Annotated in this window: 10 protein-coding genes; 2 read left to right on the forward strand and 8 right to left on the reverse strand. The window is 71.0% G+C overall.

Annotation, left to right across the window (positions count from 1 at the left end; genetic code table 11):
• Window positions 1-198: 198 nt before the first annotated feature.
• The 4 genes from DER29_RS06375 to DER29_RS06390 are packed head-to-tail and all read right to left on the reverse strand — an operon-like array spanning window position 199 to window position 5,785.
• Window positions 199-651 (reverse strand): hypothetical protein, encoded by a 453-nt coding sequence (locus DER29_RS06375; RefSeq protein ID WP_121396481.1) that lies wholly within the window; start codon window positions 649-651, stop codon window positions 199-201.
• Window positions 648-5,009, reverse strand: coding sequence for a toxin glutamine deamidase domain-containing protein (locus DER29_RS06380; RefSeq protein WP_121396482.1), 4,362 nt, complete (start codon window positions 5,007-5,009; stop codon window positions 648-650). The genes DER29_RS06375 and DER29_RS06380 overlap by 4 nt, the downstream gene beginning before the upstream one ends.
• An 18-nt stretch (window positions 5,010-5,027) precedes the next feature.
• Window positions 5,028-5,366, reverse strand: a complete 339-nt coding sequence (locus tag DER29_RS06385; protein ID WP_233599662.1) for a hypothetical protein — start codon at window positions 5,364-5,366, stop codon at window positions 5,028-5,030.
• Window positions 5,366-5,785: a YbaB/EbfC family nucleoid-associated protein gene (locus DER29_RS06390; RefSeq protein ID WP_366640718.1), complete on the reverse strand. Its 420-nt coding sequence runs from the start codon at window positions 5,783-5,785 to the stop codon at window positions 5,366-5,368. The genes DER29_RS06385 and DER29_RS06390 overlap by 1 nt, the downstream gene beginning before the upstream one ends.
• A 74-nt stretch (window positions 5,786-5,859) precedes the next feature.
• On the opposite strand from DER29_RS06390, the gene DER29_RS06395 reads away from it, so the two are divergent.
• A complete protein-coding gene (locus tag DER29_RS06395) occupies window positions 5,860-7,092 on the forward strand; it encodes an SUKH-3 domain-containing protein (RefSeq protein ID WP_121396484.1) in 1,233 nt (410 codons plus the stop codon).
• Window positions 7,093-7,131: 39 nt separating this feature from the next.
• Here DER29_RS06395 and DER29_RS06400 read toward each other — a convergent pair whose 3' ends face one another.
• Window positions 7,132-8,571: an aldehyde dehydrogenase family protein gene (locus tag DER29_RS06400; RefSeq protein ID WP_121396485.1), complete on the reverse strand. Its 1,440-nt coding sequence runs from the start codon at window positions 8,569-8,571 to the stop codon at window positions 7,132-7,134.
• A gap of 185 nt (window positions 8,572-8,756) precedes the next feature.
• On the opposite strand from DER29_RS06400, the gene DER29_RS06405 reads away from it, so the two are divergent.
• Window positions 8,757-10,700: a proprotein convertase P-domain-containing protein gene (locus DER29_RS06405; RefSeq protein WP_121396486.1), complete on the forward strand. Its 1,944-nt coding sequence runs from the start codon at window positions 8,757-8,759 to the stop codon at window positions 10,698-10,700.
• Window positions 10,701-10,798: 98 nt separating this feature from the next.
• On the opposite strand, the gene DER29_RS06410 is transcribed toward DER29_RS06405, so the two are convergent.
• From DER29_RS06410 to DER29_RS06420, 3 genes are read right to left on the reverse strand one after another with little or no spacing between them, the layout of a single operon-like run.
• A complete protein-coding gene (locus tag DER29_RS06410; protein WP_233599663.1) occupies window positions 10,799-11,602 on the reverse strand; it encodes an ABC transporter permease in 804 nt (267 codons plus the stop codon).
• The gene (locus DER29_RS06415) at window positions 11,599-12,504 is read right to left on the reverse strand and encodes an ABC transporter permease (RefSeq protein WP_121396487.1); all 906 of its coding nucleotides are present in this window, start codon (window positions 12,502-12,504) and stop codon (window positions 11,599-11,601) included. The genes DER29_RS06410 and DER29_RS06415 overlap by 4 nt, the downstream gene beginning before the upstream one ends.
• Window positions 12,501-13,667: an ABC transporter ATP-binding protein gene (locus DER29_RS06420; protein WP_370040045.1), complete on the reverse strand. Its 1,167-nt coding sequence runs from the start codon at window positions 13,665-13,667 to the stop codon at window positions 12,501-12,503. The genes DER29_RS06415 and DER29_RS06420 overlap by 4 nt, the downstream gene beginning before the upstream one ends.
• Window positions 13,668-13,670: the final 3 nt, after the last annotated feature.

The following is a 13,670-nucleotide window of genomic DNA, read 5'->3' on the forward strand; positions in this document are numbered from 1 at the left end:
CGAAGAGCAGGCCCCCCATCCACCGTGTCGCCGCCCGAGCAGGGATCTCCGTCGATGGAGGAACGAGTTCGACCAGCCGAAGCGCCGGGTAGAGGCATCCCTGGAGAGGGCGGCGGCTCGGTCGACGGAGAGTCAGCCATACCAGCGTCCCGAGTCAGGGCTCGACGAGCCGCAACAGGTCTCCGCAGCGCGCCAAGCTCAGGAAGAACTGCTCCCGTCAATCCCCAAGGAAGGATCAGCTGCGGGGTCACCCGCCTGTTGAAGTTGCTCTTCGAACATTACGAAGGTCTTTCTTCGGATACCTGCTACCAACGCCGACTCGTGCGGCGTGAGCGGCCGCCGCTCGAGGTCCGCCTGCTCCACGATCGCGTTTACTGTCTCGTAAAGCGCGAAGATCGGGCCGGCGCCGCGAAGGTACCTCCCTCGGTCATGTTCGGTGTACTCGATGAATTCCTTGCGCGACAACTCCTCGATCTCATCGCCGCCGACAAGGAGAATCTTCCTGACGAGATCGTCGGCTCGTTCCCAGCCGCCATCAGCTTTCGAAAGCTTCCATCCGATCACATGGCCCACTTCATCAGCCACCAGCTTGACCGGAGTCTCGTAGTAGCTGAAGAAGGCCGGGAGACTGCCCGGAGGTCGGTGGCTCACCGCTCCCCCCCTCCTTCCTGGTGGCGCTCTAGGGCGAGCCGAAACGCCTCCTGCCCCTTCAGAGCGAGTCCGTCCCTGATTGCCAACTCTCTTGTCGTCAAGGGACGACCTTGCGATTCTGCCATGACATCAAGGTCCCTGCGCACCTCGTAAAGCGCGTGCTCCCACTCTGCCACCTCATCCAACGCAAGGAGTTGCAGGCGAAGTTCCGCGATGTGACCATTTGACAGCCGCAAACTTAACAGCACATCTCGGTACCCGCTCAACTGGGGTCCGAGGAAACGATCCTTTTTAGCTATCACCTCGACGTCGGGATCCTGACCGATTCGCGAGAGGGTCTGATACAGGTCGCTCAGGCTGTCGAACTGGATCCTGGCTCCGGCGAGATCTTTTAGAGACGAAACATCGTTCCCATATTCACCTATCTTGTCGAGTACGCGCTGATGGTCCTTGGGCTTCTCGCGCCAGCTTGCCAGACCACGCTCGCCGGCCATTCGTACCGCCAGTTCGTTGAGTTCCAGTTGAGCCGCCGAGGCTTCTCTGTAGAGATTGCTGAGGTAGTCCAACCGATAGTTCTCGTCTTCCTTTCGGGAAGGGTCGAAGCCGGGCTGGTGGACCTTTCGCTTCCGAGGACTGACCGAGTCGCTGAGCGCCTTCAGCTCGTCACTCAAAGATCCCTCAGGCGGCCGCACCTCTACGGCGGGCACCGCTTCGAGACCGGACTTCTCGATGTGATCCAAGACCGACCCGAGGACGTTGACCGCCTGTTGCTGACTGGCGAGATGATGCAGCGTCACGGGACGAGCCGTCAGGGAAGTGGCCAACTCAGGCGTAGCGAGGACCATCCGCGCCAGGTCAGGTCGCTGCGCCAACTGTCGGACGAGGTTCTCGGCCAACATCGGCTCGTCCTTGGGCGGCTGCCGCCACGTCTCGTCCAGCATCCGCTGCACGCGTGGATCCGCGAACAGCCGTGCCACGTCTTCGGCGCCCGCGTCGTCAAGTCGCGGTACGAGTCGCCGGAGTGTCGGGGGGTCTACGCCGGCCGCCACCTCGGCCGGCGTCACGCCGGCGGCGAAGACCCGTTCCAGGTCGGACTCTGCGGCCAGGATCGCGCCGACGGCAACCGGGTTCCCCGCCCGGTCCGCCTGCGCGCGTTCCCGCGCCGCCCGAAGGTCCTCGGACGGTGTGTCGCTGCGTTCGGGAGCCGGTTCTGCCTCGTCGGACTGTCGTGGGAGCCCTGGTGGCATCGACCCGTCGGACGGAGCTGAGCCCGGCCCGTCCAGCAGGTGCATGCGGTTGAGGAACAGTTCGCCGTAACCCTGGTCGGTTTCGACGGGTGGGTACTCCGGCAGGTCCGGTCGCTGGCTGAACCGCCCCCGCCGCAGTCCACCCAGCGGCATCGGTCTGCCGTCCGAGCCGATCACCAGGACCTCGGTGTCGACGGCGTTGTGCGGATGCGGGAGGCCGTGGTGCCGGTACAGGGGTGTCGTCGACACGGTGCCGGTCTGCGGGTCGAGGTAGAGGATGGTGCCGTTCTGGTTGAGGGCGACCCAGATGTGGGAACCGCCCTGCTCCCAGTTGTTGATGACGAAGGCGAAGCTGCCGTGGCCGCCGAGGCGAAGCTGGTCGTGCAGGTTGCGGTATCCCGTGTCGATGGCCCGCTGCCGCTCAACACCCTGGATGTCCTCGGTCGGCTGGCAGAGGCGCTGGAAACGGCCTCCGGTGATGTCCTCCACCCGCCCGATGCCGTCGCGTTCGCCGTTGATGGGGCACGTGATGTCGCCGGCCAGGTAGGCGTCGAAGGTGCGGGGAGCGGCCACCCGGGGGCGACCGTGCATCCAGGTGTCGAACATCGACAGGGTGCAGTCGATGCAGTTGATGCCGCGGGTCGGGTCGGCCTGCGGTCCGCCGTCGTTGACCAACCCGAACCAGCCGCCCACTCGCGGGTCGGCGTTGCGCCGGACGCTCCCGTCGGGTTCTCGGGGCAACTGCCGTTCGATGTCGGTCTGGTGCAGGGCCAGCGGCGGACGCAGACCGCCGGGCCGGCCGTAGTTCCGGGACCGGTCGATCGGCGGCGGGTAGTCGTCGCCTGTCAAGGCCGAGCGGTCGCCGGTCTCCACGGCACCGTATGCCAGGTCGCCGACGTCGTCGTTGATCCGGCGGAAGTCCGCACCATCGACGGCGACGACGCCTGGGGCGGCTGCTCCGGCGAGGACCGCTTCTGCCAGATCCCTCTGCTGGTGACACCAGCGCTCCCGGTCACGGGCCCCCAGAAAGTAGCGCTCGGCGGCAGCGCGATGCCCGGCCTGCGCCAGGCGACGGCCCTCGCTGACCAGCCACCGGGCTTCGTCGTAGCTCCGATCTGCGGCCTGACGCAGTCGCGCCGCGCTGTCCAGACGGCGGTTCTCCTCATGAGTCCTGCGCTGGAACTCGAAGTGCCCCCGGTAGCGGCGCCGCTCGAACGCGTCCTGGTCCGCGGCCCATCTGGCGGCGTACCACTCCGGCGTGCGCGGACGCGGAGGTGGCTGCCCTGTGGCTCTTGACGGGTGTGGCACCGCCTCGGGCGTCCGGTCTGTCGGTGACGGGACCACAGGCGTCCCCGGCCCCACGTCTGGGACGCGCGATGAGCCCACCTTCGGCCCTGCGGTTCTCGTCGTCGTCTCACCGGACGCTGCCGGCCCCGTAGCGGTGACCGGGGACGCCTGCGCCGAGATCCCGGCGAGCGGTGGGTTCGCTGCTGAACCGTGGGGCGCTGGTCCCCCGGTCGTCGGCGGGTTGGTTGCCGCGACGCCGGTGTTCTGCGCGGCCAGCCCGGAACCGGGCACCGATTCGTTGACGGGACCAGGGACCACCGACGGGGCATGAGCAACTGTCGAAGGTGCGGCAGGCGCGACTGAGGAGAGCGTCGGGTCGAGCGGAGCCCTGGGCGCCTCGGCTTGCGACGCCGGGAATACGGACCGATTCCCGGGGTCGACGCCGGGTGGGGGCGGTGGAGCGGTTCGTGCTTCCGCGGGCACACCCTCAACCGCCGGGCTGACCGCATGGGCGGCGGAGACCGAGTCGGAAACCTGAGACGGCGTACTGGACGAGGCCACGCGCTGCTCGGGAATCCGGCTGTCGGACTCGGGTGCACCAGCGTCCGAAGACGTTGGCGTCGCGGTCGCCGCCCTCGCCTCGACTGGCGTGTCGACCCCGACGGCAGGCACCGATCGGGGCGTCTCCGCGTCGAGCGTCGAGAGCGCGTGGCGGGACGCCTCCACACCCGGCATCGAACCTGCGATTGGGGTCGAGGGTTGCGTGGGAGCCCCACTGTCCACCGAGATGGAGGGCATCCCGGCCAGGGCGCTCATCTGGCCGTTGAGCCGTGCCTGCAACGCCGCGTCGGCCTGCGCGGTGGCGGAACCCCGGACGCCGGAGGCGGCCGCGCGGGCCGCGTCCTCCACGGAGGTCAGCCCTTGGCCGGTGGCGAGGCTCGCGGCCTGATCGGCCATCACCTCGCCGGCCATCTCGCGGCCGAAGTGCTCCCCGATCCGGGCGCCCCGGCCGGTGGCGTGCCGCCCGAGGCCGGCCAGCGGCGCGACCGCCCCGCCGGCCATACCGCCGAGCGCCGTGGTGCCCAGCTCCGTCACGTCCAGCCCGTGCCGGCGGCCGGTCGAGTTCTGGTACGCCTGGGTGGCGAGGTTGATGCCGCTCTCCTCGGCCGCCTCGGACACCCCGCTCAGCGCCGCGCGGCGGCTGAACCCCCGCACACCGCCCTTCGTGACCTCCTTCGCCGCCCGCTCGCCGGCCTCCTTCAGCCCCTGCCTGAGCGACTTGCGGGCCAGTTGCGCCATCAGCCGCTTGAAGATCTGCTGCACGATCAGCCTGGTGGCGGTGATCGCCGCCCCGGCGGCGGGCGAGGCCGCGCCCGCGGTGAGCACGGTCGCGACGGCCAGTGACAGCAGTTCGATCACCAGGATGCCCAGCTCGATCCAGACCTCGAGCTTGGCGCCCTCGATGTCGCAGCCACACTCCTCCACCAGCCGACCCAGCTCGGTGCTGACGGCGAGCAGCACGGGCAACGGCGCCTCGTCGCCCTCCGCCACCCGACGCCAGGCGGTGTCGAAAGCGGCAGCGACCGCCCCGACGCCGCCGTACCCGCTGCGCACCTCGCCGGCGGCGGCAACGGCGTCGACACGCGGCCCGGCCAGCGCGGCGGCGACCGCGTACCACTGGTCCGCGAGTTCCCAGACCGCGCGTTCGTTGCCCTCCGGCCACTCGACACCGATGACCCAGTCCAGGGCCTCGTAGACCCAGCCGGGCAACTGCCAGGGCGAGTAGTCGAGCGGGTGCGGGACGGGGCTCGGCAACACACTCATCCGGGTCTCCTCAGCGGATCAGCGCTGCTGGTGCCGGTCGCCGACGCGGCCGAGCCGACCCGCACCCGCCGCGTCCGCCCGCAGGTTGGCGTCCACCGACCGGACCACGTCCGCGCCGAGGCCCTCCAGGTGCCGACCCACGCCCTCCCACGTGCGCAGGACCAGCTCCTCAAAGCCGCGGTACTTCTGCTCGAACGCGGCCCCGATGTCGTCCTTGCCCCAGGGCGACCGGTCGCTCACCGCCGCGATGGCGCCGCCCACCTGGCGGCGACGTGCCGTGATCGCCTCACCGGAGAGCGAAAGGTCGACGCCCCCGCGCCGGGCCCGCTGCGGGTCGAGCCAGAGCTGACCGTCCATCACTCGCCCCGGCGCAGCACGGCGTCGGCCCGGCCCAGCAACGAACCGAAGTCACCCGTACGCAGGAAGTCAGTCGCCCCGGAGCCGGCGGGTAGGTAGCCGGCCACGAGTTCCTGGGTGGCCGCGACCGCCGCAGCGCCGGCCCGGTGGACGGTGGTGGTGATCTTCCGGCTCAACGCCTTGGCGTCCCGGTCCTGAAAGACGGAGGGGTGCAGCTCGACCGAGATCACCTCGCCCCGGGCACCGGCGGTGGCGGTCACCTGACCGTCCTCGGAGCGCTCGGTCACCCGTAGCTCGGCGAGCCGACCCTGCAGCTCATCCAGACCGGACCTCAGTCGCTGGTAGTCCCCGTACACCTCGTCGAACCGCGCCCGCAGCGCGCGGTTGGCGTCGCGGTCCACACTCTCGGCCAACGCCACCCTCCCCCGGTTACCGTCGGTAGGGCGAACCATACCGGGCGCCACGAATCCGTGGGGTCCGGTACTTTCAAGCCGTGATCGATCGCCAGCAGGCCGAGCAGCTCGCCGCCGTGTGGGCCCGCCGCGAGTCACAGCGCCTGGGACACGAGTGCCGCCCCAGCGTCGACGAGTTCGAACTCGGCTACGTCATCACGTCCACCGTGCCCATCGAGGCGAGGACGATGCCCGGCGACCTGCCGACCACGGTGGTGGACAAGCTGACCGGCGAGGTGACCACCTGGCCGCGTGTGCCGGTCGACGTGGTCGCGCAGATGTACCGCCGGAGTCGGCCGGAGGGCCCCGCGGTGCCCCGTACGGTCGATCCGGCGAGCCAACTGCTCCGCGAGATCCGCCGGCTGCCGACGCCCGGCACGGCGGCGCACCTGACGGTCGAGGGACGGCTGTTCCGCGCGCAGGGCGCCAAGGGCGACGTCACGTTGAACCACCACCCGCTGGTGCGGTCCTACCTGGACGGATTGCCCCCCGGACACCTGGTGCGCGGCGGCGACCGGCACGCCGAGCTGATCGTCGTCTCCGACGTCCTGCACGACTACGACCACCGCCGTGCCGCCGAGGGCATCGCGCCGCTCGGCATGGCCGACGCGGAGATGCTGCTGGGCGGCGCCCGCTTCGAGGTCTTCCGGGTGCGGGAGGCGGGTGACCCCTATGGCGGCAGGGCGGAAAGAGCCTGCGACTCGTGCGTCAACTTCCTGGTCCACTTCAACGCGCTGTCCTGGGCGGACCTGGCCTTCACCTCGGAGTGGCACCCGCAGCCGCAGCACCCGCATCATCCGGGGCGCTTCCCGCCCCCGGTGGGCGACGCACTGATGGATGCCGGCTGGGAGGACAGCGAGTTCAACCCCGCTTTGGCCGCCGGGGCGATCCGGGAGACGTGCGAGGTCGCCGGCCAGCGACACCGCCACGAGCCCTTCCCTGCGGCCGAGCGGGCGCTGACCGCCTTCCCCGCGATCGTGAGCAGCCGCCGGGGCCCCGGCGAGCAGGTCTGGATCAGTCGATTCACGACCAACCCACTCCGGAGCGCGTACTCGGCCGACACACTCGCCGACTTCGCTGCCGTACTCGGGACGAGGCTCTTTCCCGTCGGCTCCGAGCACGGCGACAGCATCTTCGCCGTCGACGAGCGGGGGCGGGTCTTCACGCTGGACCAGGCCGGTGAGTGGTTCCTCGGCGAGGAGATCGACGCCGCGCTGACCACCCTGCTGCTCGGCCGGGCACCGGCCCGCGTCCGCGACGACGGCACCTGGTGAGCGGGCGACGGTTGGTGAGCGGGCGGCACCCGGTGAGGGCTACAACGACAGGCCGGTCAGCACCATGACCCGGGGTTCCGTGTAGTCGTCCATGGCGCTGCGCAGGCCCTCGCGCCCGACGCCGCTGCCCTTCACCCCGCCGTACGGCATCTGGTCGGCCCGGTACGACGGCACGTCGCCGACGATCACCCCGCCCACCTCCAGCGTGCGGTGCGCGGCGAAGGCCGTGTCGAGGCGGTGGGTGAAGACGCCTGCCTGCAACCCGTACGCCGAGTCGTTGACGGCGGCGAACGCGGCCTGGTCGTGCGCGACGCGGGCGACCACCAGCACGGGCCCGAAGACCTCCTCGGCGCAGACCTTGGCGTCCGCCGGCACGCCGGAGAGCACCGTCGGCGGATAGGTGGCGCCGTCGCGCCGGCCGCCCAGCTCGATGGTGGCGCCGGCGGTGACGGCCTCGTCCACCCACGCCTCGACGCGGCGGGCGGCGTCAACGGAGATCAGCGGCCCGACGTCGGTGAGGGGGTCGGACGGGTCGCCGACGCGCAGCTCCTGCACCGCCGCGACGAGGCGGGGCAGGAACGCGTCGTAGAGCCATTCGTGCACGTAGACCCGCTGCACGGCGATGCACGACTGCCCGGCCTGGTAGTTGGCGAACGTGGCGATGCGGTGCGCGGCGAAGGTCAGGTCCTCGTCGGTGTTCCAGTCCTCGCAGATCACGGCGGCGGCGTTGCCGCCCAGCTCCAGGGTGACGTGCTTCTCGGGCACGCGGCGACGGATCGCCGCGCCGACCGGCCCGGAGCCGGTGAACGAGACCACCGGCAGCCGGGGGTCGACGACCAGTTCGACGGCGCGCTCGTTCGGCAGCGGCAGGACCGAGAACATCCCCTCCGGCAGGTCGGTCTCGGCGAGCAGCTCGCCCAGCAGCAGCGCCGACAGCGGGGTGGCGGGGGCGGGCTTGACGATGATCGGGGCGCCGACCGCGATGGCCGGGGCGACCTTGTGCGCGACGAGGTTCAGCGGGAAGTTGAACGGCGCGATGCCGAGCACCGGCCCCTTGGGCGCCCGCCGGACCAGGGCGATGCGCCCGGTGGCGGCGGGGTCGGTGTCGAGGCGTTGCAGCTCGCCGGAGAAGCGCCGGGCCTCCTCGGCGGCCCAGCGGAAGGTGGAGACGGCCCTCGCGACCTCGGCGCGGGCCCACTTCAGCGGCTTGCCGTTCTCGGCGGTGATCAGCCGCGCGGACTCCTCGGCCCGCTCGGCGAGCCGGCGGGACACGTGGTCCAGGGCCGCCGCGCGGGCGTGCGCGGGCAGGGCCGCGGCCGTCGCGGCCACCCCGGCGGCTGCCGCGACGGCCGCTTCGACCTGGTCGGCGGTGGCGAGGGTGGTACGACCGACGGCGCGCCCGTCGTACGGGTGGTGGACGGTCAGCTCGCCCTCGCCGTGGGCGGGGCGGGAGGCGACATGAAAGGCGACCGGATCCACACGCAGCAGCGTAGACCTCCACACGGCAGTGAGCCCGGCTGATCCCTTACCGCAGTCCGGCCCCCTAATACAAGGTCCCCTCACGTCTCCACATTTTGCGTTGGAGGCCCTACGCTCTTGCTCACTTTGATCAATTGCGATCGATGGCACATCCGCCATCGTGTAGCGAGAGGAACACCCGAGGGATGACACTCCCCTACCCCGCCGCGCGCCGCTGGCGCGTCGGTGTGTTGACCGCCGCCGTCGCCACCGCCGTGGCGTTCGGCGCCCCCGCGACGGCCGCCCCCGCCGAGGGACAGATTCTCATGGCGGGCGGCGCCACCGCCGTCGACGACTCGTACATCGTGGTGTTCAAGGACGCCTCGGTGGGCCGGGCCGACGTCACGAAGAAGGCGCGTGACCTCGCCGGCCGGCACCGGGGCGCGGTCAACCGGACGTACCAGAACGCGCTGCGCGGGTTCGAGGCCCGGATGTCCGAGGCGGAGGCCAAGCGGCTCGCCGCCGACCCCTCGGTGCGCTACGTCCAGCAGAACCACACCATGCGGATCAGCGGTACGCAGAGCCCCACCCCCTCCTGGGGCCTGGACCGGCTCGACCAGCGCGCCCTGCCGCTGAACAACTCGTACACCTACCCGAACACCGGCTCGGGCGTGAAGGCGTACATCATCGACACCGGCATCCGGTTCGGCCACAGCGACTTCGGCGGCCGGGCCGTCTCCGGCTTCGACTCCATCGACGGCGGCAGCGCGGACGACTGCAACGGGCATGGCACGCACGTGGCCGGCACGGTCGGCGGCACCGCCTACGGCGTCGCCAAGGGCGTCACGCTGGTCGGTGTCCGGGTGCTCGACTGCGAGGGCAGCGGCACCGACGCCGGCGTCATCCAGGGCGTCGACTGGGTGACCGGCGACCACGCCGCCGGCCAGCTCGCGGTGGCCAACATGAGCCTCGGCGGCGGGTTCAGCCAGGCCCTCAACGACGCGGTGGCGCGGTCCATCGCCGACGGCGTCACCTACGGCCTGGCCGCCGGCAACGACTACGGCGCGAACGCCTGCAACAGCTCGCCGGCCAGCCTCCTCGCCGGCATCACCGTCGGCTCGACCACCAACACCGATGCCCGCTCGTCGTTCTCCAACGTCGGCACCTGCCTGGACATCTTCGCCCCCGGCAGCTCGATCACCTCGGCCTGGCACACCGGCGACACGGCCACCAACAGCATCAGCGGCACCTCGATGGCGACCCCGCACGTGGTCGGCGCCGCCGCGCTCGTGCTCGCCGCCAACCCGACGTTCACCCCGCAGCAGGTGCGCGACAAGCTCGTTGCCGACGCCACCAGCAACGCGGTGACCAGCCCCGGCACCGGCTCGCCCAACAAGCTGCTGTACGTCGGCGACGGCGGCACCACGCCCCCGCCGCCCCCGCCGCCCACCGGCTGCACCCAGACCAACGGCACCGACGTGGCCATCCGCGACAACGCCACGGTGGAGAGCACCATCACCATCGCGGGCTGCACCGGCACCGCCGGCTCCGCCAGCACCGTCGCCGTGCAGATCGTGCACACCTACATCGGTGACCTCGCCGTCAGCCTCGTCGCTCCCGACGGCAGCGCCTACACCCTGCACAACCGCACCGGCGGCTCCGCTGACAACATCAACCAGACCTACACGGTCAACCTCTCCTCCGAGGTCGCCAACGGCACCTGGAAGCTGCGGGTCCAGGACGCGGGCGCCGGCGACACCGGCTACGTGAACAGTTGGACGCTCAACCTGGGCGGCTCCGGCACGACGAACTGCACCGGCACCAACGCCAACAACGTCACCGTCAACGACAACGCGACGGTCACCAGCAGCATCGCGATCGCCGGCTGCACCGGTACCGCCTCGTCCACCAGCAAGGTCGCCGTGCAGATCGTGCACACCTACATCGGTGACCTCGTGGTCAGCCTGGTCGCCCCCGACGGCAGCGCCTACACCCTGCACAACCGCACCGGCGGCTCCGCCGACAACATCAACCAGACCTACACGGTCAACCTCTCCACGGAGACCCGTAACGGCACCTGGAACCTGCGTGTCCAGGACGCCGCCTCCGGCGACACCGGCTACATCGACGGCTGGACCCTGACCCTCTAGCCCGAACCGCCCCGGGCTGACCCCGGGTCCAGGGGCCCTTCGCCACGCTCCCGCCTGGCGAGGGGCCCCTCCTCTTCTCCCGCCCGTGCGGGGTGGGGTTACCTGGGTTGGTTCTTGCGGCGGGTGTGCAGGGTGGTGGTCAGGGTCAGTAGGAGCGCGAGCACGAACATCGCGGTGCCGATGACGTTGACCTGGGGCGGGATGCCCCGCTGGGCGGCACCCCAGACGTACATGGGGAACGTGACGGTGGTCCCGGCGTTGAAGTTCGTGACGATGAAGTCGTCGAAGGAGAGCGAGAACGCGAGCAGCGCGGCGGCCACGATGCCGGGCAGCGCCAGCGGCAGGGTGATCCGCCGGAAGGTCTGCCACTCGCTCGCGTAGAGGTCCATGGCGGCCTCCTCCAGCCGGGAGTCCATCCCGGCCAGCCGCGCCCTGACGGTGACCACCACGAACGACAGGCAGAACATGACGTGGGCGACGACGACGGTCCAGAAGCCCTGCGGCACCCCGGCGGAGACGAAGAGGGCCAGCAGCGAGGTGCCCATCACCAGTTCGGGGGTGGCCATCGGCAGGAAGATCAGCACGTTGATCCCGGAGCGGCCACGGAACCGGTGCCGCGCCAGCGCGAACGCCATCAGGGTGCCGAGCACCGTGGCGACGACGGTCGAGACGAAGCCGATCTGGACGCTGCGCACCACCGCGTCGCACATGTCGGAGGTGGCGCACGGGTTGCGCCAGTTGTCGAGGGTGAACTCGTTGAAGTCGTACGACAGGCGGCTGGAGGGGCGGTTGAAGGAGAGCGCGGCAACGACGGCGACCGGCAGGAGGAGGTAGCCGAGCACCAGCAGCGCCACGCCGGCCAGCCAGCGGTCGGCCAGCCAGCGGGAGATCCGCGTCGTCACAGGACCTCCTCCGGGCCGGTCCGGCGCAGGTAGCCGAAGACCACCGCGAGGATGGCCGCCATCAGCAGGAACGACAGCGCCGCGCCCTGCGGGTAGTCCAGCCGGACCAGGAACGCCGAGTCGATGACGTTGCCGATCATGTACTCGTTGGGGGTGCCGAGCAGTTCGGCGTTGATGTAGTCGCCGCTGGCCGGGATGAAGAACAGCAGCGTGCCGGCGACCAGGCCGGGCATGGACAGCGGCAGCGTGACCCGGCGGAAGGTCCACCACGGGCCGGCGTAGAGGTCGCCGGCCGCTTCCAGCAGCCGGGGGTCCAGCCGCTCCAGGCTCGCGTAGAGCGGCAGCACCAGGAAGGGCAGGAAGTTGTACGTCAGGCCGAGCACCACCGCGACGGGGGTGGCCAGCAGCCGGCCGTCGGGGGCGAGCAGGTGCACGTCGCGCAGCAGCCCGACGAGCCAGCCGTTGTCCGACAGGATGGTCTTCCACGCCAGCGTACGCACCAGGAAGCTGGTGAACATCGGCGCGACGACGCAGACCAGCAGCAGGTTCTTCCACCGGCCGGCCTTCTGCGCGATGGCGTACGCCAGCGGGTAGCCGGCCAGCAGCGCCAGCACCAGCGCGGCCCCGGCGTAGCCGAAGGACCGCCCGAACTGCGGCCAGTAGGCGGCGAGCGCGTCGGGGTAGTTGCCGAACGCCCACGTCATCGCGTACCCGGTGGCGAGCGAGCCGGCGGGGTCGTAGAGGCTGGCGGCGGCGAGCTGCACCAGCGGCACCGCGAAGAAGAGCACCAGCCATGCCGCCGCGGGCAGCAGCAGCAGGTACGGCAGGAGCCCGGGCCGGCGGGGCGGCGCAGGCGGCACCGGCTCCCCGGGTCCGGTGGGCAGCCGGGCCGGGGCGCTCACGAGGGTGCGCCGACCGGCTCGTCCCGCGCCGGCGCGCTCCGGTCCTGTCCGCCGGCTTCCCGGGGCAGCAGGAAGGCGTGCCGCGGGTCCCAGTACGCCACCGCCTCCGCGCCCAGCGGCAGCGGACGGGCCGTGCCGCTGTTGGCCACGAAGGCCGTCAGCTCGCCGCCCCAGCCGGTGCGCAGCAGGTACTGCGTGCTCACCCCCACGTAGGAGGCGTCGGTGACGATGCCGGTGACGTGCTGGCACCCGGCGGGGACCTGGTCGACGGAGTCGGCCAGGTGCAGCTTCTCCGGGCGTACGCCGAGGTGGACCGGCCCTCGGTCGACCCGGGCCCGGCCGGCGGGCACCGAGAAGCGACGGCCGTGAGCCGACACGGCGACCTCGTCCCCGCCGGCGCCGGACGCCTCGCCGGCGAGCAGGTTGGACTGGCCGAGGAAGTTCGCCACAAACGCCGTGGCGGGGTACTCGTAGAGGTCGGCGGGGGTGCCGAGCTGCTCGATCCGCCCGGCGTTCAGCACCGCGACGGTGTCGGCCATCGTCATGGCCTCCTCCTGGTCGTGGGTGACGTGCACGAACGTGATGCCGACCTCGGTCTGGATCCGCTTGAGCTCGATCTGCATCCGCCGGCGCAGCGTCAGGTCCAGCGCGCCGAGCGGCTCGTCGAGCAGCAGCACCTGCGGGCGGTTGACCAGGGCACGGGCCAGCGCGACCCGCTGCTGCTGCCCGCCGGAGAGCTGGGCGGGACGGCGGTGGCCGTGGTCGTCGAGCTGCACCAGCGCGAGCATGCCCATGACCTCGTCGTCGACGGAACGGATGCCCCGCCGGCGCAGGCCGAACGCCACGTTCTCGAACACGTCCAAATGTGGGAAGAGCGCGTAGCTCTGGAAGACGGTGTTCACCGGCCGCTTGTGCGGGCGCAGCCGGGTCACGTCCCGTTCGCCCAGCAGCACCTGCCCGCCGGTCGGCTCCTCCAGGCCGGCGATCATCCGCAGCGTGGTGGTCTTGCCGCAGCCGGACGGGCCGAGCAGGGCGAAGAACGAGCCCTGCGGGACGGTCAGGCTGAGGTCGTCCACCGCGGTGACGACGCCGAACCGCTTGGTGAGGTTCGCCAGCCGCAGGTCGCCGGCCGGGGTCTCGCGTCCCGCAGTCGTCGTACCCATCCC

The sequence above is a fragment of the Micromonospora sp. M71_S20 genome (assembly GCF_003664255.1).
GTDB lineage: Bacteria > Actinomycetota > Actinomycetes > Mycobacteriales > Micromonosporaceae > Micromonospora.